18 protein-coding genes are annotated in these 23261 nt (G+C 61.6%); 6 read left to right on the top strand and 12 right to left on the bottom strand.

The genetic code is table 11. The features are described 5' to 3' along the window. The first annotated feature begins 92 nt into the window (after nt 1-92). Entirely contained in the window at nt 93-968 is an 876-nt protein-coding gene (locus AB4O22_RS14585) for a LysR family transcriptional regulator (protein ID WP_027912403.1), read from the top strand. Between the two features lie 93 nt (nt 969-1061). On the opposite strand, the gene AB4O22_RS14580 is transcribed toward AB4O22_RS14585, so the two are convergent. The 7 genes from AB4O22_RS14580 to AB4O22_RS14550 form a co-directional block, all read right to left on the bottom strand. After that, nucleotides 1062-1640: a sarcosine oxidase subunit gamma gene (locus AB4O22_RS14580; protein WP_223523778.1), complete on the bottom strand. Its 579-nt coding sequence runs from the start codon at nt 1638-1640 to the stop codon at nt 1062-1064. A gap of 3 nt (nt 1641-1643) precedes the next feature. Next, entirely contained in the window at nt 1644-4541 is a 2898-nt protein-coding gene (locus AB4O22_RS14575; protein ID WP_460096586.1) for a 2Fe-2S iron-sulfur cluster-binding protein, read from the bottom strand. Then, nucleotides 4538-4840: a sarcosine oxidase subunit delta gene (locus AB4O22_RS14570; protein WP_223470433.1), complete on the bottom strand. Its 303-nt coding sequence runs from the start codon at nt 4838-4840 to the stop codon at nt 4538-4540. Before AB4O22_RS14570 ends, AB4O22_RS14575 begins: the two co-directional genes overlap by 4 nt. A gap of 13 nt (nt 4841-4853) precedes the next feature. Next, a complete protein-coding gene (locus AB4O22_RS14565; RefSeq protein WP_003200563.1) occupies nt 4854-6095 on the bottom strand; it encodes an FAD-dependent oxidoreductase in 1242 nt (413 codons plus the stop codon). Then, nucleotides 6077-6982 (bottom strand): bifunctional methylenetetrahydrofolate dehydrogenase/methenyltetrahydrofolate cyclohydrolase FolD, encoded by a 906-nt coding sequence (gene folD, locus AB4O22_RS14560; RefSeq protein ID WP_223470431.1) that lies wholly within the window; start codon nt 6980-6982, stop codon nt 6077-6079. The genes AB4O22_RS14565 and folD overlap by 19 nt, the downstream gene beginning before the upstream one ends. After that, nucleotides 6979-7845, bottom strand: a complete 867-nt coding sequence (purU, locus tag AB4O22_RS14555; protein WP_003200567.1) for a formyltetrahydrofolate deformylase — start codon at nt 7843-7845, stop codon at nt 6979-6981. Before purU (AB4O22_RS14555) ends, folD begins: the two co-directional genes overlap by 4 nt. 281 nt (nt 7846-8126) lie before the next feature. After that, nucleotides 8127-8726 (bottom strand): helix-turn-helix domain-containing protein, encoded by a 600-nt coding sequence (locus tag AB4O22_RS14550; protein ID WP_003200568.1) that lies wholly within the window; start codon nt 8724-8726, stop codon nt 8127-8129. 282 nt (nt 8727-9008) lie between these two features. Here AB4O22_RS14550 and glnT point away from each other — a divergent pair, with 282 nt between their 5' ends. From glnT to AB4O22_RS14525, 5 genes are all read left to right on the top strand, one after another. Beyond that, nucleotides 9009-10343: a type III glutamate--ammonia ligase gene (glnT, locus tag AB4O22_RS14545; protein ID WP_223470429.1), complete on the top strand. Its 1335-nt coding sequence runs from the start codon at nt 9009-9011 to the stop codon at nt 10341-10343. Nucleotides 10344-10418: 75 nt separating this feature from the next. Then, nucleotides 10419-11324 carry a class II glutamine amidotransferase gene (locus tag AB4O22_RS14540; RefSeq protein WP_003200573.1) on the top strand — a complete coding sequence of 302 codons (906 nt, stop codon included), beginning with the start codon at nt 10419-10421 and terminating at the stop codon, nt 11322-11324. A gap of 11 nt (nt 11325-11335) precedes the next feature. Then, a complete protein-coding gene (locus AB4O22_RS14535) occupies nt 11336-12019 on the top strand; it encodes a GltB/FmdC/FwdC-like GXGXG domain-containing protein (protein ID WP_003200575.1) in 684 nt (227 codons plus the stop codon). Nucleotides 12020-12039: 20 nt separating this feature from the next. Next, complete coding sequence (locus AB4O22_RS14530; protein WP_060742973.1) at nt 12040-13383, top strand: FMN-binding glutamate synthase family protein; 1344 nt, start codon at nt 12040-12042, stop codon at nt 13381-13383. A gap of 199 nt (nt 13384-13582) precedes the next feature. Beyond that, nucleotides 13583-14908 (top strand): ammonium transporter, encoded by a 1326-nt coding sequence (locus tag AB4O22_RS14525; RefSeq protein ID WP_460096583.1) that lies wholly within the window; start codon nt 13583-13585, stop codon nt 14906-14908. A gap of 939 nt (nt 14909-15847) precedes the next feature. Here the strand turns inward: AB4O22_RS14525 and AB4O22_RS14520 are convergent. From AB4O22_RS14520 to purU (AB4O22_RS14500), 5 genes are all read right to left on the bottom strand, one after another. Continuing rightward, nucleotides 15848-16792, bottom strand: a complete 945-nt coding sequence (locus AB4O22_RS14520) for a bifunctional 5,10-methylenetetrahydrofolate dehydrogenase/5,10-methenyltetrahydrofolate cyclohydrolase (RefSeq protein ID WP_223471293.1) — start codon at nt 16790-16792, stop codon at nt 15848-15850. 87 nt (nt 16793-16879) lie between these two features. After that, the gene (locus AB4O22_RS14515; RefSeq protein ID WP_223471291.1) at nt 16880-18559 is read right to left on the bottom strand and encodes an APC family permease; all 1680 of its coding nucleotides are present in this window, start codon (nt 18557-18559) and stop codon (nt 16880-16882) included. Between the two features lie 77 nt (nt 18560-18636). Beyond that, entirely contained in the window at nt 18637-20979 is a 2343-nt protein-coding gene (locus AB4O22_RS14510; RefSeq protein ID WP_223471289.1) for a DUF1989 domain-containing protein, read from the bottom strand. 13 nt (nt 20980-20992) lie between these two features. After that, nucleotides 20993-22360, bottom strand: a complete 1368-nt coding sequence (locus AB4O22_RS14505) for an NAD(P)-binding domain-containing protein (protein ID WP_223471287.1) — start codon at nt 22358-22360, stop codon at nt 20993-20995. Nucleotides 22361-22381: 21 nt separating this feature from the next. After that, nucleotides 22382-23248: a formyltetrahydrofolate deformylase gene (gene purU / locus AB4O22_RS14500; RefSeq protein WP_003200587.1), complete on the bottom strand. Its 867-nt coding sequence runs from the start codon at nt 23246-23248 to the stop codon at nt 22382-22384. Nucleotides 23249-23261: the final 13 nt, after the last annotated feature.

Here is a 23261-nt window from a genome sequence, read left to right as displayed (position 1 = left end):
TCCTCTTGTTGTTTGTAGCCCCACGTTAGGCTTTGCGATGTCACCCGCCCAATGCTATTAATGCCGCACCCTATGCACAGGAGGCATGGCCCTTGGAACTCGTTTGGCTTGAGGATTTTTCAGCGCTTGCGGAGTACGGCAGCTTCGTTCGGGCGGCTGAAGCGCGGCACGTTACCCAGCCGGCATTCAGTCGCAGAGTGCGCTCGCTGGAGAGCTGGATGGGGGTGCAATTGTTCGTTCGAACGCCTCAAGGCGCGACACTGACTGAAGCCGGGAGGCAAATTTTGCCTAGTGCCCAGGAGGCTGCCAGGCGCTTGTACAGAATGCGCAACGAGGCTCAAGAGGTTGCTGGGATGGCTGCCAGGTCGCTTCAATTTGCGGCAACGCATTCCCTGTCGTTCACATTTTTCCCCAGGTGGCTTCGAAGCTCGGAGAGCGGTGCCCCCATCGAGGCTGTGCAACTGCACTCCGATAGCATGGCTGTCTGTGAGCAGATGCTGATACATGGCCAGGTTCAGTTTCTGCTCTGTCACCGTCATCCCGATGTTCCACCTTTGCTCGCCCCAGATCAGTTCATCGGCAAGAAGGTGGGTGAAGACGTGCTCGTTCCCCTGGCGAGTGCTTCTGCCAATTTCGGCACCTCGCCTGCGGCATTGCCATACCTGGCTTACACCCATGAGTCTGGACTGGGGCGTATCGTCGCCCACAGGCTGCGCGGCAAAGAAGATTACCTTCACCTCAAGCCACTTTTCAGCAGCCACCTTGCCGCGGTGCTGATGTCCATGGCCCTGGAAAGCAAAGGCGTGGCCTGGTTGCCCAAGAGCCTCACCGAGCAGGAAATGCTGGATGGGCGCTTAGTCAGGGCGCTCGACGAAAGCTGGGATATACCGCTGGAAATTCATCTGACCCGTCCGTCGGCACCGCTCAGTCAATCTGCCGAAGCGTTCTGGGCTCGGGTAGGGCCGTGACCAAGTGCGTTTCAGGTGACGCGCTGCATTGCTCAACAGGGAAGGGGGACGTGTCGCATGGCTGCCTGGCGACACGTCAACGGACCCAGAAGGTCAAGGCAATGAGGTTGGGCTATACGGACTGACCTCGAACTCCTCCAGAGCATCCAGCAGCGCGTCGTTGAAGTATTGCTTCGAGGCGCGATCCCACAGGATATGAAAAGCCGGTGCCTCCATACTTCCCGTATGGATCACGATCACATTGATCCGCGCCGCCGATGTCTGCGCCACCGCCCCTGGCTTGAAGGCCGGGAAGCTGAGGTCGACCCCGCAGAGCTTGGCCATCACCCGGGCAATCGCACCCCCGCTGAGCACCAGGCAGGCGTGACTGTCCTGGCGGGGCAGCAGGTAGTTGGCGTGGTGGTCGAGTTCCCAGCGTGCCTCTTCATTGGCAATCCGCTGACCCTGATCCTGGGGGCTGCCCAGCAACACATATTCGGTCTGGGACAGGCGCGCCACCCAGCTACCGTCGGCCTGGGCGGTGGCGCGGTTGGGGGCGTCCGGCAGGGTGAAGCCGCGCGCTGTGAGGTACTCGGCACTGTGGCTGCCACGAAAGCCGACTCGGGGCAGGTCGGTCTGGTCGACCAGGTGGTACGGTTGCGTGAGTGTCTCGTGGTCTTTCAGACTGGTCATGGCTTAACCCTCCTGGCGTTGGTTGGTGGGGTCGAAGAAGGGCAGTTGCACCACTTCGGCCTGGACGATGATGCCGCCCTCGACGCGAATCGGAATGTGCTGTTCCGGGGCACTCTGCTCGATACCGGCGTAGGCCAGGCCGATGATTCGGCCCAGCGTCGCGGAGTATTCGCAGGAGGTGACGTTGCCGCTGATGTCCGGGCCGTTGAGTACCAGGTGGCCTTCCAGCGGTTGTACGCTGCCCTTGGGCAAGGAGAAACCCACCAGTTTGCGTTTCAGCGGTTGGGCTTCGAGGATGTCCACCGAGCGCCGGCCGACGAAGAATGGTTTGTTGCGGCTGACCGCCCAGCCCATGTCGATTTCCGCCGGATGGGTCATGCCGTCGGTGTCCTGACTGATGATCACGTGGCCTTTTTCCAGGCGCAGCAAACGTTGGGTTTCGACGCCGAAGGGGCGGATGTCATGGGCCTTGCCGGCCTCCATCAGCGCGTCCCAGAGCATGAGCCCGTGACGCGCCGGCACGTGGATTTCATAGCCCAGTTCGCCGACAAAACCCACGCGCAGCAAACGGGCCTTGATGCCCGCCACGGTGCCCTGGCGCACGCCCAGATAAGGAAACGCTTCGGCGCTCAGATCCAGGTCGGTGCAGACCTGCTCCAGCACTTTGCGCGAATCGGGCCCGGCGACGTTGACCGCGCAAATAGCCGCGGTGACGTTGGCGACGTCCACGTCGAGGCGCCATTGCGCGTTCCACTTGAGCATCTGCTGGTAGATCCGGTCGACACCACTGGTGGTGGCGGTGACGTAGAAGTGATTTTCGGCCAACCGCGCGCAGACACCGTCGTCGATCACCACCCCGTGCTCGTTGGTCATCAGCGCATAGCGGGAGCGGCCGACCGGTTGCTTGAGGAAGGCAAAGGTGTACATGCGGTTGAGCAGCTCGGCGGCGTCCGGGCCGCGCACATCCAGGCCACCGAGGGTCGAGACATCAATGATGCCGACCTTGTTGCGCACGTGCAGGGCTTCGGCCTGCATGCAGGCTTCGCGATCCTTAGCGTTGCCATAGTAGGCCGGGCGTTGCCAGATGCCCGCAGGCATCATCTTCGCGCCAGCTTGCAGGTGACGAGCGTGCATCGGCGTTTGCCGGTACGGATCGAACGCGCGACCGGCGACATGCGCCAGTTTTTCGGCCACAAACGGCGGCCGTGCCGTGGTCACTCCGGTTTCGCTGATGTTGCGTTGGGTGGCCCACGCCACCAGCCGGGCGGTCGGCAGCGCCGAGTGACGACCCTGAGACGGGCCCATGCCGACGGTGGAGTAGCGCTTGACCAGTTGCACGTCGCGATAGCCGATCTTGGTCGCGTTGACGATGTCGGCCACTTGCAGATCCTCGTCGAAGTCGACGAAGTCCTTGCCTTTGGGATGCGGGAAGATCGGCCAATTGAAGTTGACCCGGGCTTCACCGCTGAACGATGCGCGTTGCGTGCCGACTGTCAGGCCCAGCGCGAGGGCGGCTTCGGCACCGGCATTCACGCCATCGGCAATCACGTTATCCAGCTGATGACGACCGTTGACCGAACCGGCGATATTCAGATTCCGTGGCAGGCCGCTGAGCGTGAACTCGGCACGTTGATCGTCGTAGGCCAGTTTGCCGCCGGCCTGGCACAGCAGTTGATAGACCGGCATGTAACCGGCGGACATGCACAGTAAATCGCATGCCAGATATTGCCCGCTCTCGGCGACCTGGCCCTGTGCGGTGATCTGGCGCACATCGACGCCGTTGATATGGCGCATGCCTTTCTCGTGCAGGGCCTCATAGACGGTGCTGTTGCCCTGACGATAGATCTTGCGTTGCGCCAGCGCGCGTAGCAGGGATTCGTCCGAAGGCCCTTGGCGCAGGTCCACCACCGCGACGACATCTACGCCCTGGTCATGCAGGTCCAGCGCGGCGAGGTAACCGTCATCGTTGCCCGTCAGCACCACGGCGCTGTTACCCGGTTTGACCGCATACAGCTTCATCAGCCGTTGCGCGGCGCTGGTCAGCATCACGCCCGGCAGGTCGTTGTTGCGAAAGATCACCGGCTGATCGAACGCGCCGCTGCAAACCAGGCATTGGCGAGCGCGCACTTTGTACAGGCGTTTGCCCTGGATCACTGGCAGGTAGTTATCGGTGAACCAGGCGTTGCACGTGGCTTCGGTCAGGATCTGGATATTGGTGTGTTGCTCGACCGCCGCGAGCAGTTCGCGGCGCAGGTTTTCAGCCTTGTTGCCGTCGATATCGAAGCGGGCGTAGGTGAGCGACCCGCCGAGAATCGGCTGTTGTTCGATGAGCAACACCCTGGCCCCCGCGTTGGCGGCGGTCAGGGCTGCGTGCAGCCCGGCGGGACCGGCACCGATCACCGCCACGTCGGTAAACAGGTAGGCCTTGTCGTAGTACTCAGGCTGGAACTTCAGGTCGAGCACACCGAGACCGGCCTTCTTGCGAATGATCGGCTCCCAGACCTTCCACATGCCCTTGGGCTTATAGAACGAGCGGTAGTAGAAGCCCACCGGCATGAATCTGGAGAACTTGCCCAGGTAGGCGTCGCGGTCGTTATCCAGCGAGCCGTTGACGTTCTGCGCCGTCACCTGCAACCCCGCGGACAAGGCGTGAGCATCGGCCAGCACATTGGGTTCCTGGGGCAGTTGCACCAGGCTGTTGGCATCCTGGCCGGCCATGGTCAGCGGGCCGCGCGGGCGGTGGTATTTGAACGAGCGAGAGATCAGGAAACGCCCGTTGGACAACAGGGCGCTGGCGATACTGTCGCCTTGCAAGCCTTGGTAGTGCTGCCCGTCGAAACTGAAATCCAGCGGCTGATCGCGGTTGATCAGCAGGCCCATGGGGGCGGGTAGGCGATTCATCCTGCTATCTCCTTGGGGGCGGCGTTGAATTCGACACGGCTGCTGAAGAGCTCCTTGGGATCGAAGGTCCGCAGGATTTCGTCAGTGACGGTGTGCCGCTCCGCGAGAAACCAGTAGCTGGAGGGGTTGTGCATCCACCACTCGCGCACCACGCCGGCGAGGTTGTCGGTGTTGAACACGTAATCAGCCCATTCGCCGTCGCTGCACGTAATCGGGTCGGGCATGGGTTTGAGTTCACCGCCATAGGTAAACTCGCTGATATTGCGCGGCCCGTTGAGCGGGCAAGTCATGATTTTCATAGTCCGCTCTCCGTCAGTGACTGGCCGCCGTAGCGCCCATTTCGTTGACTTGCTGGAAGGTCGAGAAACGTTCGAGGCCGAACGGCTTGATCAGGTCTGGCACCTTGCCGCCGCTGGCGACCAACTCGGCCATGGTCTTGCCGCAGATCGGCGTGGCCTTGAACCCCCAGGTGCCCCAGCCCGCGTCGAGGTAGTAATTCTTCACCGGCGACAGGCCCATGATCGGACTGTAGTCCGGGGTCATGTCGGTGATCCCGGCCCATTGGCGCATCAGCTTGGCGTTGGCCAGGAACGGGAACATCTCGATGGCATGGGCCAGCAGGCTCTCCTTCAAATCGAGCGTAGAGCGGGTATTGAACAGCGGATAGGGGTCGGAGCCGCCGCCAAACACCACCTCGCCACGACTCGTTTGCTGCACATAGCAGTGCAGGGCAGAGGAGCTCACCAGCGGGTCGAGGAACGGCTTGAACGGCTGGGTGACCATCGCTTGCAGCGGGAAGGTCTGGATCGGTGACCGGATTCCGGCCTTGGCCATCAGCAATGAACTGTGCCCGGCAATCGCCTGCACCGCGCAACCACACTTGATGGTGCCGCGGTTGGTCTTGACGGCGGTGATGGCGCCATTCTCGATGATCAGGTCCTGGACTTCGGTGAGCTGATGGATTTCCACACCGCGCTTGGCGGCTTGTTTGGCGTAGCCCCAGGCCACGGCGTCGTGGCGCGCGGTGGCGCCGTCGATGTGCCACAGGCCGGCGAGCACCGGCAAGTGGCCGGGATCGAGGTTGAGGCTGGGCACCAGTTCGCGGATCTGCTGGCGGTCGATCATCTCGGTGCGACCGCCGAAGTGCTTGTTGACCTCGGCCCGCTGGCGGAACGAGCGCACCGTGGCATCGGTGTGGGCCAGGGTCAGTTGGCCGCGCTCGGAATACATGATGTTGAAATCGAATTCGTTGGACAGCGACTGGAACATCCGCACCGACTCGGCATAAAAGCGCACGCCTTCGCTGGTCAGGTAGTTGGAGCGGATCACCGCCGTGTTGCGTGCGGTATTGCCGCCGCCCAGGTAGGACTTCTCCAATACCGCGACATTGGTGATGCCGTGGTACTTGGCCAGGTAATAAGCGGTGGCCAGGCCGTGGCCGCCGGCACCGATGATCACCACGTCATAGCTCGATTTGAGTTCCCGTGGTGGTGGCAGATCCACTTCCACCGGGTACTCCGAACTCAGCCCGTATTTCAATAGATTGAATGGCATAAGGCCTCCGATTGGCTGCGTAGGGCCCGGTGTTGCGCAAGGGCTGCGGTGACGGTGTTTTTCATCAGGAAGGCAATGGTCATCGGGCCGACACCACCGGGTACCGGGGTGATCGCCGCGACGTGCGCCAGGGCGCTGTCGAAGTCGACGTCGCCCACCAGACGGCTGCGGCCATCGTCGTCGATACGGTTGATGCCAACGTCGATCACCACGGCGCCAGGCTTGAGCCAACTGGCGTCGATCAACCGCGGGCGACCCACGGCGGCGATGACGATGTCGGCCTGCCGGCACAGCGCCTGGGGATCCGGGCTGCGCGAATGCAGGACGGTCACTGAGCAATCGGCCTTGAGCAACAACGCGGCCATGGGTTTGCCAACGATGTTCGAGCGGCCGATCACCACCGCGTGCTTGCCGCGCAGATCGCCGCAGGTTTGTTCGAGCAAGTACAGACAACCACTGGGGGTGCAAGGCGCGAGTACCGTGCGACCCTGGCTGAGGCCGCCGACGTTCTGACTGTGGAACCCATCGACGTCCTTGTCCGGCGCGATAGCCTCCAGTGCCCGTAATTCATCGATATGGGCAGGCAGCGGCAGTTGCAGAAGAATGCCGTGGATCGAGCGATCGGCATTCAGTCGAGCGATCAGGATGAGTAGCTGTTCAGTGCTGGTGTCCGCAGGCAGCCGATGTTCCAGCGAGCGGATACCCACCTCTTCGGCGCGCAGGATCTTGTTGCGCACGTAGACCTGGCTGGCCGGGTCGCTGCCCACCAGGATCACCGCCAGTGCCGGTTCAATGGCCTGCTCGCGCAGGCGCACCACGTCCTCGCGGACCTGTATCAGCACGCGGGCGGCGCTGGCTTTGCCGTCGATCAGTTTGTGCGTGTTCACCGGAAGATCACCGTTCTGTCCTGGTTGAGGAAAACCCGGTGCTCCAGGTGGTACTTGACCGCCTTGGACAGGGCCACGGTTTCGGTGTCACGGCCGGTGGCCACGAGATCGTCGGGCAGGTAGACGTGATCGACGCGCTGCACTTCCTGCTCGATGATCGGTCCTTCATCGAGGTCGCTGGTGACGTAGTGAGCGGTGGCGCCAATGAGCTTCACGCCACGCTGGTAGGCCTGGTGATACGGCTTGGCGCCTTTGAAACCTGGCAAGAACGAATGGTGAATGTTGATCGCCCGCCCCGAGAGTCGCTTGCACAGGTCATCGGAGAGGATCTGCATGTAGCGCGCCAACACCACGAGTTCGGTGCCGGTGTCGTCGACGATCTTCATCAGTTCGGCTTCCTGCCGGGCCTTGGTGTCCTGGGTCACCGGCAGGTAGATGAAGCGAATGCCTTCGCGTTCGGCCATGGGGCGCAGGTCGAGGTGGTTGGAAACGATGGCGGTGATGGTCATGTCCATCTCGCCCTTGTGGTAGCGGTAGAGCAGGTCGGTCAGGCAGTGGTCGAACTTGCTGACCATCAACAACACGCGCATCGGCTCGCGGGTGTCGTGCAGTTCCCAGGTCATCTCGAACGCCCTGGCGACGTCGGCGAAACCGTCCTTGATCTGTTGAATGTTGCCCTGATGACCGTCGTTGAAGCGGAACACCGCACGCATGAAAAACCGGCCGCTGAAATCATCATCGAATTGCGCCATCTCCCCGATGTAGCAACCGTTGTCCGCCAGGTAAGTGGTGACGGCCGCGACGATGCCGGACACCGCGGGACAGGTGATCTTGATGATGAAATGGTTTTTTTCGTGTTGCATGACACGTCCTCGGGATGATGGCGGCAGTTCATCGCATAGCGAAAAATGTCTGAGGACAGCAGGCTCATTCCTTGAGCGTATTTTCTTGTAGGGAATAAAATATTCCTGAAGTGGCTTTATAGGGGAGTGGAGGCGGGACGTCTAGGGGGTTGGGAAAGTTTTTTAACTGAGGGGAATTTTTTGTGGGGGGCGGCGACTCGTTTCCGTCGGTCGAACGCGGTCAAAAATGTGGGAGCGGGCTTGCTCCCACAGGTTGATCTTCATGCTTCGGGAGGGGGGCGTTATTCTTTGTCGTTGCCGTAGTTCATGATCGACAAAAGGCGGATAGGCACCTGCACCAGTTGCTCGGGGCCATGGGGGATTTCGCCTTCGAACGTCAGGCTGTCGCCAGCCTCCATGCGGTAAAGCTGATTGCCGTGGCGATAGATCAGTTCACCTTCCAGCAGGTGAAGGAATTCGGTGCCGGGGTGAGAGAAGGTCGGAAACTCTTCACTCGCGTCATCCATGCTGACCATGTAGGCCTCGAAGCTTTTCTTCGGCCCGCGGGTGTGGTTGAGCAGATGGTAGGTATGGCCTTTCTCGGTGCCACGGCGCACCACTTCCATGCCCTGGTCAGCCTTGACCAATAGCGCACTGCCGTCTTGCTGGTCGTATTCGCTGAACAACTTGGACAGTGGCAGGCCGAGCACGTCGCACAGGCGGCTCAGGGTATCGAGACTGGTGGACACCTGGGCGTTTTCGATCTTGCTCAACATGCCTTGGCTGATATCGGCGATCTTGGCCACGTCAGACAATTTCAGATCCTGAGCCTGGCGCTGGCGCTTGATCTGCAATCCCAGGTATTGCTCAAGCTTGAGGCGCGGGGCGGTTTCGGTCGACATAGTCATCAATCCTGCACACTTTCCGTTCAGTAATATTAGTTTCGCACTGAGAAAGTGCAAATAGCGGCGTTCCGCTCGCGTCTGTCGAGCGATATTCCCACGGGGAAAAGAATTTTCCCATATATACAGCACAAAAGCGCTTTCTGAAGAGCGTCGGCGTTTCACTCGCGAATCTGGCAAGGGCCTTGCATTCCTATTGGGAAACTAACTTTCTTTTTAGGAATAAAAAGTCAGTCCAGGCCCATCCACAATGTTTTGCCCTTTCGCGAGGAGTGACGAGCAATGTTGCCAGCAGAAACCCAGCGCATCATCGACAAGCACGCAATCAAATACGTGCTTGCGCAGTTTGTGGATATACACGGGGCGGCCAAAACCAAATCGGTGCCTATCTGTGGGCTCAAGACCGTTGCCGAAGAGGGGGCTGGTTTTGCCGGATTCGCGATCAGCGGCATGGGCATGGAGCCCCACGGGCCGGACTTCATGGCCCGTGGCGACCTGTCCACCCTGACCCCGGTGCCCTGGCAGCCGGGTTACGGGCGAGTAGTGTGCATCGGCCACGTCGACGGCAAGCCGCATCCATACGACAGCCGTTATGTGTTGCAGCAACAAGTGCAGCGCCTGGCAGAAAAGGGTTGGACGCTCAACACCGGCCTGGAGCCCGAGTTCAACCTGATGCGCCGCAACGAGCATGGCAAACTGCAACTGGTGGACCTCAGCGACAACCTGGACAAGCCTTGCTACGACTACAAAGGCCTGTCGCGCTCCCGCGTTTTCCTTGAGCGGCTGACCGAAGCCTTGCAGGCCGTGGATTTCGAGGTCTATCAAATCGACCACGAGGACGCCAACGGCCAGTTCGAGATCAACTACACCTACAGCGACGCCATGACCTCGGCGGATCGCTTCACGTTTTTCCGCATGGCCGCTGGTGAAATCGCCAATGACCTGGGCATGATCTGCTCGTTCATGCCCAAGCCGGACCCGAAACGCGCCGGCAACGGCATGCATTTTCACCTGTCGATCAGCAGTGCCGAAAACAAGAACCTGTTCCATGACGCCAGCGACCCCAGCGGCATGGGCCTGTCGAAAATGGCTTATCACTTTGCCGCCGGCTTGCTGGCCCATGGTCCGGCGCTGTGTGCCTTCGCCGCGCCGACGGTCAACTCCTACAAGCGTCTGGTGGTCGGCAATTCGTTGTCCGGCGCGACCTGGGCGCCGGCCTTTATCGCCTTCGGCGCCAACAACCGTTCGGCCATGGTGCGGGTGCCTTACGGCCGCCTGGAATTCCGCCTGCCGGACGCTGGCTGCAATCCCTATCTGGTCAGCGCCGCGATCATCGCCGCCGGCCTGGATGGCATCGATCGCCAGTTGGAAATCGACCACGTCTGCAATGAGAACCTCTACAGCCTGAGCCTGGAACAGATCGCCGCGCGGGGCATCAAGACCCTGCCGCAATCGCTCAAGGAAGCCTGTGACGCCCTGGAGGCCGACCCGCTGTTCGCCGAAGTGCTGGGCCCGCAGATCGTGGGCGAGTTCATCAAGCTCAAGCGCATGGAATGGGTGGAGTACAGCCGCCACGTCTCCGACTGGGAGATCCAGCGCTACACCGAATTTTTCTGACTCTCAGTGTTTTTACAACCATTCGGGCACCCGGCACGGCGTCGAGTGTTCAGTGCCTTCGAAGGAGACTTTGTTATGTGTGGGATCGTAGGTCTTTACCTGAAAAACCCGCAGCTGGAATCCCAGCTCGGCAAGCTGTTCGAACCCATGCTGCAGGCCATGACCGACCGTGGGCCGGACAGTGCCGGGTTTGCCATCTATGGCGATGAAGTGGCGGACGGTTGGGTCAAGCTGACCCTGCAGGCAACCACCGAAGGCTTCGATTGGAAAGCTCTGATGGGCGAACTGGAAGGGCGTCTCGGCTGTTCGCTGGACTGGTTTCAGAACGCCAGCGCTGCCGTGCTCAAAGTCAATGCCCAAGAGGCGCCGGTACGTCTGGCCCTCGCCGAACTGGCGCCGAGCGTGCGCATCATGAGCGCTGGCCAGAGCATCGAAATCCTCAAGGGCATGGGCTTGCCCCAGGAAATTTCCCAACGTTTCGGCCTGGCCGGCATGAAGGGCAGCCATATCATCGGCCACACCCGCATGGCCACTGAAAGCGCGGTGACCATGGAAGGCAGCCATCCGTTTTCTACCGGCGCCGACCTGTGCCTGGTGCACAACGGCTCGCTGTCGAATCACTTCCGCCTGCGGCAGGAACTCAAGCGCGAAGGCATTCACTTCGAGACCGACAACGACACCGAAGTGGCCGCCGGCTACCTGACCTGGCGCCTGCAGCAGGGCGATTCATTGAAAGAAGCGCTGGATCACTCGCTGGAGGATCTGGACGGTTTCTTCACCTTCGCCATCGGCACCCGCAACGGTTTTGCCGTGATCCGCGACCCGATTGCCTGCAAGCCGGCGATCCTCGCCGAGACCGACGATTACGTCGCCATGGCGTCCGAGTATCAGGCCCTGTCGAGCCTGCCGGGCATCGAACACGCCAAGGTCTGGGAGCCGGCACCGGCCACCATGTACATCTGGGAACGCGAGTCAGCTTAAGGAGCGCACACATGAAAACCATCGACCTTTCCACGGCCACCGTGCGTGAACTCAATCAGGCGTTGCACGACCAGGTCAACAGCGTTGAAGAGCGCGAATGGGTGGTGACTCATTCGGACGGCAAGCACAACCTCGCGGTCGGGGTGAACGAAGTGCTGTCCATCGATATTCAGGGGCACGCCGGCTACTACTGCGCGGGCATGAATCAAAAGGCCTCGATCACCGTCCACGGCAATGTCGGCGTCGGTTGCGCCGAGAACATGATGTCGGGCTACGTCCGCGTCAAAGGCAGCGCCTCCCAGGCGGCCGGCGCCACGGCCCATGGCGGGCTGCTGGTGATTGAAGGGGATGCCGGCGCGCGTTGCGGCATTTCCATGAAGGGCATCGACATTGTCGTGGGTGGCAGCATCGGCCACATGAGCTGCTTCATGGGCCAGGCCGGGCGTCTGGTGGTCTGCGGCGATGCCGGCGATGCGCTGGGCGATTCCTTGTACGAGACCCACATCTACGTGAAGGGCAATGTGGAGTCCCTGGGTTCCGATTGCGTCGAGAAAGAGATGCGCGCCGAGCACCTCCAGGAGCTCCAGGACCTGTTGAACCGTGCCGGTTTCGCGCACAAGGCGGCTGACTTCAAGCGCTACGGTTCGGCCCGTCAGTTGTACAACTTCAAAGTCGATAACGCGTCCGCGTACTGATCCGCGCGAGGAGAACAGATATGAGCGACCCGATTAACCAAAAAGCAGCCACTCCAGTACTGCGCGAGTCAGCCACCTTCGACCGCCTGACCATCCAGGAAATCCAGCGTGCCGCCGAGACTGGCATCTACGATATTCGCGGCGGCGGCACCAAGCGCAAACTGCCGCACTTCGATGATCTGCTGCTGCTCGGCGCCAGTGTTTCGCGTTACCCGTTGGAAGGTTATCGGGAGAAGTGCGGCACCGACGTGATCCTCGGCAACCGCTTTGCCAAGAAGCCGATCCACCTGAAGATTCCGGTGACCATTGCCGGCATGAGTTTCGGTGCGTTGTCGGCCAATGCCAAGGAAGCCCTGGGCCGTGGCGCGACCATCGCGGGCACCAGCACCACCACCGGCGACGGCGGCATGACCCCGGAGGAGCGCGGCCAGTCACAGCATTTGGTCTATCAGTACTTGCCGTCGCGCTACGGCATGAATCCGGACGATTTGCGCAAGGCTGACGCGATTGAAATCGTCCTGGGGCAGGGCGCCAAACCTGGTGGCGGCGGTATGTTGCTGGGGATGAAAGTCACCGAGCGTGTAGCCGGCATGCGTACCTTGCCCATCGGTGTGGACCAGCGCAGCGCTTGCCGTCACCCGGACTGGACCGGCCCGGATGACCTGGCGATCAAGATTGCCGAACTGCGCGAAATCACCGATTGGGAAAAACCGATCTACGTGAAAATCGGCGCCAGCCGGCCGTACTACGACGTCAAGTTGGCCGTGAAGGCCGGGGCGGATGTGATTGTGCTCGATGGCATGCAAGGCGGCACGGCGGCGACCCAGGAAGTGTTTATCGAACACGTGGGGATTCCGATTCTGTCGGCCATCCCGCAAGCGGTACAGGCTTTGCAGGAGATGGGCATGCATCGCAAGGTCCAGCTGATCGTTTCCGGCGGGATTCGCAACGGTGCCGACGTCGCCAAGGCGATGGCGCTGGGGGCGGATGCGGTGGCCATCGGCACCGCCGCGCTGATCGCGCTGGGCGACAACCACCCGCGCCTGGACGAGGAACTGAAGAAAATCGGCTCGGCCGCCGGTTTCTACGATGACTGGCAGAACGGTCGCGACCCGGCCGGGATCACCACCCAGGACCCGGAATTGTCCAAGCGACTGGATCCGGTGGAGGGCGGCCGCCGCTTGGCCAACTACCTGCGCGTGTTGGTGCTGGAAGCCCAGACCATGGCCCGGGCTTGCGGCAAGTCGCACCTGCACAACCTCGATCCCGAGGATCTGGTGGCGCTGACGGTGGAGTCGGCGGCCATGGCGCGGGTGCCGTTGGCGGGGACCAACTGGGTTCCGGGTTCCGGTACCGGTTATTGATGACGACGATCGTTCCCACGCTCTGCGTGGAAACCCTCTTGGGACGCTCTGCGTCCCACTTTTGTGACGCAGAGCGTCACGGGCTGCATTCCCACGCAGGAGCGTGGGAACGATCAGATCAAGGGGCCCACCAAGAGGTCCGTACATACTCACTTTGCTCGCTGCCCGACACCCACCTTTCTTTGCAGGAGCTTTGAACATGGTCAATCGTCTTCTCGGCAAATCCTCTCTCGGTTTATTGGCGGCCGGCGCACTTGCGCCATTGGCCCAGGCCGCCGACGCACCCACATTGAACACCGGCAGCACCGCCTGGATGGTGACCGCTGCGGTGCTGGTGCTGTTCATGTGTCTGCCGGGCCTCGCCTTGTTTTACGGCGGCCTGGTTCGCGCAAAGAACATGCTTTCGCTGTTCACTCAGTGTTTCGGTATCGCCGGCCTGGTCGGCGTGTTGTGGGTGATCTATGGCTACAGCATGGTGGTCGACAGCACCGGCATGATTGAGGGGCAGGTGACGTTCAACAGTTTCGTCGGTGGTTTGAGCCGGGCCTTCCTGGCGGGCATGACCCCGGAGAGCCTGGTGGGGGATATTCCGGAGGGCGTGTTCGTGACCTTCCAGATGACCTTCGCGATCATTACCCCGGCGCTGATTGCCGGTGCATTTGCCGAACGCATGAAGTTTTCGGCGGCGCTGTGGTTCATGGCGTTGTGGTTCACCCTGGTGTATGCCCCGGTGGCGCATATGGTCTGGGGTGGTGCAGGCGCGTTGATGCATAACTGGGGGGTACTCGATTTCGCCGGAGGCACCGCCGTGCACATCAATGCCGGCGTCGCCGCTTTGGCCGCGTGCCTGATCCTCGGCAAGCGCAAGGGCTATCAGAACACGCCGATGCCAGCCCACAACCTGAGCCTGACCATGGCCGGTGCGGCGATGCTCTGGGTGGGGTGGTTCGGCTTCAACATCGGTTCCGGCGGTGGCCTCAACGGCACGTCTGGCATCGTCATGCTCAATACCCAGTTGGGGGCCTGCGCCGGCATTCTCGGCTGGATGTTCACCGAGTGGTTAAAGGTTGGAAAACCTAGCGCTCTGGGCCTCGCCAGTGGTGCCTTGGCCGGTCTGGTCGGCATTACCCCTGCGTGTGCCTATGTCGGCGTCGGCGGTGCGTTGGCCATCGGTTTGCTGTGTGGGGTGTTCTGCTACTTGAGCGTCACCGTGCTCAAGCGTCGCTTTGGTTATGACGACAGCCTCGACGTATTTGGCCTGCACGGTATTGGCGGGATGATTGGCGCGGTGCTGACTGGGGTGTTCTGCGTGCCGTCGGTGGGAGGATTGGTCGAAGGCGTGACCATGGGTGCCCAGGTCGTGGCGCAAATCAAAGGCGTGTTGCTGACGACGGTCTACTGCTTTGTCATCAGTTGGCTCATTCTCAAGGTGATCAACGCGGTGATCGGCTTGCGCGCCAATGAGTCGGTGGAGGAGATGGGGCTGGACCTGGCTGAACACAACGAGCGTGCCTACAACCACTGATCGTTGCTGTTGATCGACACGGTTCACCTTCGAGTGTTCACGTAGAAAAAGTGGTGCTGTATCTGCTTGCTTTGGTGTGTATATCCGTTGCTGCGGTAACGGCTGCTTAGGGTTCCGCCCTTACGGCGGCTCACTTTTGAAAAGCGCAAAAGTAAGCAAAACGCTCATGCCCCACCACTTGGTGCCTCGCCTAGGCTCGGCATGCCCGCACGCAGCCCTTGCTCCGTGGGCCGCCGCGAAGGGCCATCCATGGCCCAGCGCGGCTACCTCGGCATCCATGCCGAGGTGCCCACTCCACAATGCCTGCGTTCGGCCAGCGTGGTTAACGGGGCGCCGAGATCAAAATCCAAAGCAAAGCAAGAGCCTATGTGGCTGAACCACCGCCATCGCGAGCATGCTCGTTCCCACAATGGTCCTGCTGTGAACACAAGACTCAAGAAAACCCAAGATCCCTTGTGGGAGCGAGCTTGCTCGCGATGAGGCCCGCACATCCAACATCACCGCAAACTGACCCACCGTCTTCGCGAGCAAGCCCGCTCCCACAGGGGAACGCGATCACCCAGAGCCAGGTCGGCTATCAGGCCGCCTCGGTTCTGTTTTTGATCTGGGGCGCCCCATTAACCACGCTGGCTGAACGAAGGTATTGCGCAGTGGGCAACCCGGCATGGATGCCGGGTTAGCCGCGCTGGGCCATGGATGGCCCTTCGCGGCGGCCCACGGAGCAATGCCTTCGTTCAGGCACACCGAGCCTAAGCGAGGTGCCGAGTGGTGGGGCAAAAGCGTTTTGCTTACTTTTGACTGGGCCGGCTCCCGGGCTTTTCAAAAGTGAGCCGCTGTAAAAGCGGAACCCTAAGTAGCCGTTACCGCAGCAACGGATATACACACCAATCTCACCCAAAAACACGCTAGGAACGGAAGATCAGAATCTCCGGGAACGGCTTAAGTGAACAGCACTACACCCTCGAGTGGGCTGGCAGATGTCTGCCCACGAGCCTGGGCCGCATGCTGCAACTGGCTGGCGATCAAGGTGTTCTTGAGCAGATAAGCAATGGTCATCGGCCCGACGCCACCGGGTACCGGCGTGATCGCGCTGGCGACGGTGCGCGCGCTGGCGTAGTCGACATCGCCCACCAGATGGCTGCCGGATTCGTCGGTAATACGATTGATCCCGACATCGATCACCACCGCCCCAGGCTTGAGCCAACTGGCATCGATCAGCCCTGGACGGCCTACCGCTGCGACGACGATATCGGCCAGTCGACACAACGCCGGGGCATCGACGCTGCGTGAGTGCACCACGCTGACCGAGCAATGAGCCTGCAACAGCAGGGTCGCCATGGGTTTGCCGACGATGTTCGAGCGCCCGACGACCACGGCGTGCAAGCCGCTCACATCACCGCAGGTTTCCTGCAGCAGACGCATGCAGCCGCTGGGCGTGCAGGGCGTAAGGACTTCTATGCCTTGCACCAGGCCGCCGACGTTTTCCCGATGAAAACCGTCCACGTCCTTGATCGGGTCGATGGCATGAATGACGGCCGCCTCGTCGATATGCCCCGGCAATGGCAACTGCACCAGAATGCCATTCACCGTGGCATCTGCGTTCAGTTGGGCAATCAGTTCCAGCACCTGGCGCTGGCTGGTATTTTCAGCCAGACGGTACTCCAGTGAGCGGATGCCGACGTCCTTGGCTCGCAGCAGCTTATTGCGCACATAAACCTCGCTGGCCGGGTCTTCACCCACCAACAGTACCGCCAGGGCAGGGTAAATGTGCTGCTGCGCCAGGGTCAGAACCTCTTCTCGAACCTCGTCGAGAACCCGGGCGGAGATGGCCTTGCCGTCGATGTCGCGGGCAAGTGCGGGGGTGGTGCTGATCAAAAGAGTCACCGTTGTCTTGATGGATAGAGGGCCGAAATAATCATCGAGGCGTCGTTGCACCTCGATGATTCATCAGGGATCTGCAGGCAAGGGCGCTCAGACTACCAATTGATGGCTGCCGTACACCACAAGGACACCCGCAATCAGCGTGAGGTAAGGCAACCGGCCCGCGCGTTTCTGACCCGTGTCGGCCTGAACGTAGAGATCGTTGAGCATGGCTTCGGGGAACAGCCCCTTGTCCTGCACATAGTGGCGGTAGCAGAACACCGGCAGGATCAACAGCGCCAGCAGCAGGCCGGTCATCAGGGTTCCGGCGCCCCAGATATCGGCGCCCAGCCCCATGCAGGCCAGGTTGACGAAGCTCAGCACGCCACCGGCCACCAGGAGCACGGTAGGGGCCCTGTACGGGCGCGCCCAGTCGGGACGATCCAGGCGATGGATCCAGCCAGCGTTGAGGTTGAGGAAGTTGAAGATGATGTAGCTGACGTTGGACGCGGCGAGCACGAAGACATAGTCGGACATCAGCAACAGCAGCAGGTTGAAAGACAGGTCGGTCCACATCGCGGCGGTGGGCGCGCCGTGTTCATTGGTGCGGCCCAGGTACTTCGGCAGCCAGCCGTCCACCGACGCCTGGTACAAGGTGCGCGATGAGCCGGACATCGACGTCATGATCGCCAGCAAGGTGGCCAGGACCAGCATGATCAGCACGATGTTGGCGACCAGTTTGCCGCCGCCGATACTGTCCGCCATCACCTGGCCGACGCCCATGCCGCTGTAGATCGCGGGCGACAACAGGCCGCTGTAGACCGCCGGAGAAACCACTGCGCCGCTGGCGTCCAGCACCGCCGGTGTCACCAGTTGGCCGAGCCCCAGGCTGCCTTGGAACGCCAGGGGCACCAGGGTGAACACTAGGATGCACAGCAGGCCCGCATAGAAAATCGCCTTGAACGTGTCGCGCTTGGGGTCTTTGAATTCCCGGGTGTAGCACACCGCCGTTTCGAAGCCGTAGGTGGACCACGCAGCCATGAACAGACCGCCGGCCATCAGCGACCAGCCGGACAGATCCCAGGGGCCATCGATCACTTGCCCGGCCGCATCATGGGCCAGGGGGTACAACGGCAGGAAATTGGCCTGGGCCGAATCACCGGTGAACAACGGCACCACGCCCACCAGCAGCAAGGGGATCAGCGATGTCACGCCAAGCACCAGGGTCAGACGCGCCGAGCGCAGAATGCCGCCATGCTGCACGGCGAAAACCGTCAGCAGGATCAACAGACCGATGGCGAATGTCGCATTGATCCGCAGCGACAGGCCACTCTTGATCCAGCCCAGATCGAGCAGGGTCAGTTGCCAGGTATTGATCAGCGCATCGGCGGGGAACAGTGCGGTGAGTATGTAACCGGCTGCCAGCCCAGAACCGATCGACAGCACTGGCGACCAGGCCAGCCAGTTGCACCACACCGAAACCGGTGCGATCAGCTTGCTGTAACGCACCCAGGCGACCGCGCCATAGACCGAGGCACCGCCGGATTTGTGCGGGAATAGTCCGGCGATTTCGGCGTAGGTGAAGGCCTGGATAAACCCGAACAGGATCGACACGATCCAGACGATCCACGCCGGTTTGCCCACCGTGGCGGCAATCGCACCGATTGAAAACAGCACCAGCGCGGGTACGCCACTGGCAACCCAGAATGCCCCGCGCCAATCGATCTTGCGGTGCAGGCTGCCCACTGAGCTGGCGGCCTGCGGTACGGTCTCGAACGTAGTCGCTTCCATCTTCGTATTCCCATGTCTGAGTAGCGGAGTAGTGGGGGCAGTCAAAGTCAGGGTGGCGCTCAGGTCCGTCTGGTTGATCAACTGCGCACCCGGCTCTTGTCCGGGTCGTAGAAAATCGCTGCGGTGACCTCGGCGCTGATGCGCTTCTGCAGGCCATCGACTTTGCCGATCTCAAGCATGGTGCCGACGTCGGCGCAGGCCACATCGACCCGGCACAGCGCGATGTTGCTGGCCAGCAGCGGCGAGCGGCAGGCACTGGTGATGACCCCGACCTGGGCCCGGCCGCGATACACCGGGTCACCGTGGTGGGCGGCTTCGTTGCCACTCAGTTGCAGGCCCACCAGCTTGTGAGTGGGGTGGGCGCTGCGCCGCAACAGCGCATCGCGGCCGATGAAGTCGTCGGTTTTGCTTTTCATCGGCACAGAAAAGCCGATACCCGCCTCGAAAGGATCGGTCTGGTCGCTGAATTCGTAGCCGGCGAAAATCAGCCCGGCTTCGATGCGCAGCATGTCCAGCGCTTCCAGGCCCAGTGGCACCAGGCCCAGCGGTTGGCCCAGTTGCCAGATCCGGTCCCAGACCCGCTCGGCGTCTTCGGGCTGGCACCAGACTTCGTAGCCCAGTTCGCCGGTGTAGCCGGTGCGCGAGATCATCAGCGGGCAGCCGTCGTAACCGTCCAGGCGGCCCACCAGGAACCGGAACCAGCCCAGGTTTTCCAGGCTCGGTTGGGTCGCTGGGGTCCAGACCATCTGTTTGAGCAGCTCACGACTCATCGGGCCCTGGACGGCCAGGTTGTGAATCTGCTCGCTGGCGGATTTGACCCAGACCTTCATGCCGAGCTTTTGTGCCTGTTCGCGCAGCCAGGCCCCGGCGTAATCCTCACCGCAGATCCAGCGGAAATTGTCCGGGCCCAGGCGCAGCAGGGTGCCGTCGTCGAGCATGCCACCGTGTTCGTGGCACATCGCCGAATACACCACTTGACCCACCGCCAGGCGCCGTACATCCCGGGTCAGGCAGTACTGCAGCAAGGCTTCGGCGTCGGGGCCGATGATTTCGAATTTGCGCAGGGCGGTCAGGTCCATCACCGCGACGCGTTCACGGCAACCGAGGTATTCCTCGATTGCGCCATAGCCGTCGTAGCGCAACGGCAGCCACCAATTGCGGTAGTCGGTAAAGCTGCCGGTCAAGGCGCTGGTGCGTGAGTGGAACGCGGACTCACGGGTGAGGATCGGGTCGGCATCGGCCGTGGTTCGAGTGCTCATGGCGATGGAAAAACGCTCCTTTTCGCTGTAGATGCGGACCTGGATATCGGTCGGGTTCCAGCCGTTGGCCGGGTCGATGTCATCCGGGCATGAGGTGCTGCCACACAGCAGGTCGGTCATGGCCCGCAGGAGTACGTAATCGCCGGGACGCGACCAGGGCTCGTCCAACGTCATCTGCTGGTGAGCGTCGATCCCGGTGTTGAAGAACAAATTGATCGCCGGCCAACCGCTGCGAGCCTCGACCCCGTGGGGCGCCAGGGCCCGGCTCAGGTTGTCGCTGCAGTTGTCGTGCCCGAAGTAGCCATGGCTCTCGTAGTAGCGCGCGGCGCAGGCCAGCGCGAAGGAATCGTGGCGGCCGACGGTGTCACGCACCACCTCCAGCATCGGCTGCATCTGCCGGTCGAAAAACTTCGAGAACAGTCCCGGAGCCGGGTAGGCGCTGCCGTTCAGGGTACGGGTGACGGTCTGGTCCAGGTCCAGTTCCAGGCCGCGATCCAGTGCCCGTCGATCGAGGGCGACGAAGTCCGAGCATTGGCGACCGGCGACATCCAGCACCTGCACGTACTGCCCTTTGCCGACGGTGTAGCTGTGGGCGGTGCCGGCGTGAATTGTGAATTCGTCGAGTAACTCACCCAACGGTTCGGGTAACGCCGGGAGCAGCAGCGACGAGGGATTGGCTCGGGTCACCCACAACCGCAGTTCGCTGGGCCGGTACTGTCGATCGACGGATGTGGGTCCTGCGGGGGCGGCGACAATTACCAGCAGTTCATCGCTGGCGACGAAGTGGCGACTGAAGTCGGCAGGGCTGTCCTCGTCCCAGAGCGAAGCCGCGCTGGGCAGTTGGTAAGGCTCAACACCGCGTCGGCTCAACGCTTGGTTGATGCGCCGAGCTTGCACCGTCGGCTCGGCGAGCCGTGCGCCGATGAACCCGCAGGCCGCCGAACCGCTCAATGCCCAGGCCGCCAGCGCGCTACGACCGTTGGCGTCCACGGCCAGCAGTTCACAGGGTTGCTGTCCTTCAAGGTCGATCACTTGCAGGCTGTCGCCAGGCTGCAAGGCCACCAGCGTCAGGCCGCCGGCCGCTACCCGATAGCGCTCCAGGGCCGGGGCCCGGGCAAACAGTCCGGGCTCCCGGGGATGAGAGACACGAGGTGCGTTCATGAGAACCTCCCGGTCAGCCGACCGACGTGATGGACATTGGCGGCTCGGCAAGGTACGCCGCCATCGAGTCGTCCAGTGCATGCAGCCAGGGGGTGTGGTGCGGCGGTGACTGGGTGCCGGTCATCAACGAGCGATAGGACTTGTCGCGATAACCCATGATGTTTTCCGCTTTGTCATGCTTCCAGTGCAGGAAGGTTTCATTGACGGCGGCGATGTCGAAGTTCGGGTAGTCGGTGGCGTCCACCAGGTGCTGGATATAGGCACCCTGGTATTCGAACATCTGCTGATTGGTTTCCAGTGTCTGTTCCCGTTCGTGCCATTGCCGACTGTCGGCGATCATTGCAGCCTGATCAGGCAGTTGAACGCGCCCCAGGATGACATCGCGTGCGTACCAGGCTTGGGCGTCGAACATGTTGAAGGAGTACCACTGGTCCTGCATGCCGAGGTAGATCAGTTGCGGGTTGGACTCCCAGAAAATGCCTTTGTACAGGTTCATCGGCCATAGCCGGTTATCGGTCTTGAGGCACAGTTCGTCCGGCAGGAAGGGGAAGTGATGTTTGTAGCCGGTGCAAAGGATCACCGCATCGATGGTCTTGTGGGTGCCGTCGATAAAGTACGCGCGGTTTTTTTCCAGGCGCTGCAACAGCGGCTTTTCTTCCCAATTGGCGGGCCAGTCATAGCCCATGGGCGCGGTGCGGTAGCAGCTGGTGATGCTGCGGGCGCCGTATTTGTAGCACTGGGAACCGATGTCTTCGGCAGAATAGCTGCTGCCGACGATGAGCAGGTCCTTGCCCTTGAACTCCAGCGCCTCGCGGAAATCATGGGCGTGCAGGATGCGCCCGCCGAACTGCTCGAATCCGGGGAAGTACGGCATCTTCGGCGTCGAAAAGTGCCCGCAGGCGTTGATCACATAGTCGAACTCTTCCGAGGTCTGGGTATCGCTGCCGTGGTCGTGGGCGACCACCGTAAAGCGTCGAGTCGCTTCGTCAAAGGTGACCTGGCGCACCACGTTGTTGAAACGGATGTAATCCCGTACCCCGGCTTTTTCGACGCGGCCCTTGATGTAGTCCCAGAGCACTTCCCGTGGCGGGTAAGAGCCGATGGGGCGGCCAAAATGTTCTTCGAAGGTGTAGTCGGCGAACTCCAGGCATTCCTTCGGACCGTTGGACCACAGGTAGCGGTACATGCTGCCGTGCACCGGTTCGCCGTTCTCGTCCAGACCGGTGCGCCAGGTGTAGTTCCACATGCCGCCCCAGTCCTGCTGTTTTTCGAAGCACACCAGTTCGGGAATGGTGGCGCCCTTGTCGCGGGCCGACTGGAAGGCGCGAAGTTGGGCCAGGCCGCACGGGCCGGCGCCGATGATTGCTACGCGTATTGTCATGAGCGTGCCTCCTGAAGGGTTTCAGCGAAAGATCACTGTCTTGTCCTGGTTGATGAATACCCGGTGTTCCAGGTGGTATTTCAGTGCCTTGGAAAGGGCGACGGTTTCGGTATCGCGGCCGATGGCAACCAGCGAATCGGGCAGGTGCGTGTGATCGACGCGCTGGATTTCCTGCTCGATGATCGGCCCCTCATCGAGGTCGCTGGTGACGTAGTGGGCAGTGGCGCCGATCAGCTTCACGCCGCGGTCGTAGGCCTGGTGATACGGCTTGGCGCCCTTGAATCCGGGCAGGAATGAGTGATGGATGTTGATCGCACGCCCCGACAACTGCTGGCACAGTCCGTCGGATAGAATCTGCATGTAGCGCGCGAGCACCACCAGGTCGGTCTGGGTGTCTTCGACGATGCGCATCAGCTCGGCCTCCTGGCTGGCCTTGCTGTCCTTGGTGATGGGCAGGTAAATGAAACGGATGCCTTCACGCTCAGCCATGGCCCGCAGGTCCAGGTGGTTGGAGACCACGGCGGTGATGTGCATGTCCATCTCGCCCTTGCGGTGTCGATAGAGCAGGTCGGTGAGGCAATGGTCGAACTTGCTGACCATCAGCAGCACCCGGGTCGGTTGGCGCGAACTGAACAACTGCCACTGCATGTCGAAGCCGCCGGCCAGGTCGCCCAGGCCTTCGCGCAGGGTGCCTATATCACCGTCGACGCCGGTGTTGAAACGGAACACCGCGCGCATGAAAAACTGCCCGGTGAACTCGTCGTCAAACTGTGCCAGTTCGCTGATGTAGCACTGCTGCCGGGCCAGGCAGGCGCTGATCGCGGCGATGATCCCGGATGCCGCCGGGCAGGTGATCTTGAGAATGTAATGTTCGCTGGAGGCGTCCATTGAAGGCTCCTGA

Source organism: Pseudomonas sp. S3_B11 (assembly GCF_054667715.1).
Note: the sequence above shows the minus strand (reverse complement) of the source record. Positions and strands in the feature narration are given on the sequence as shown.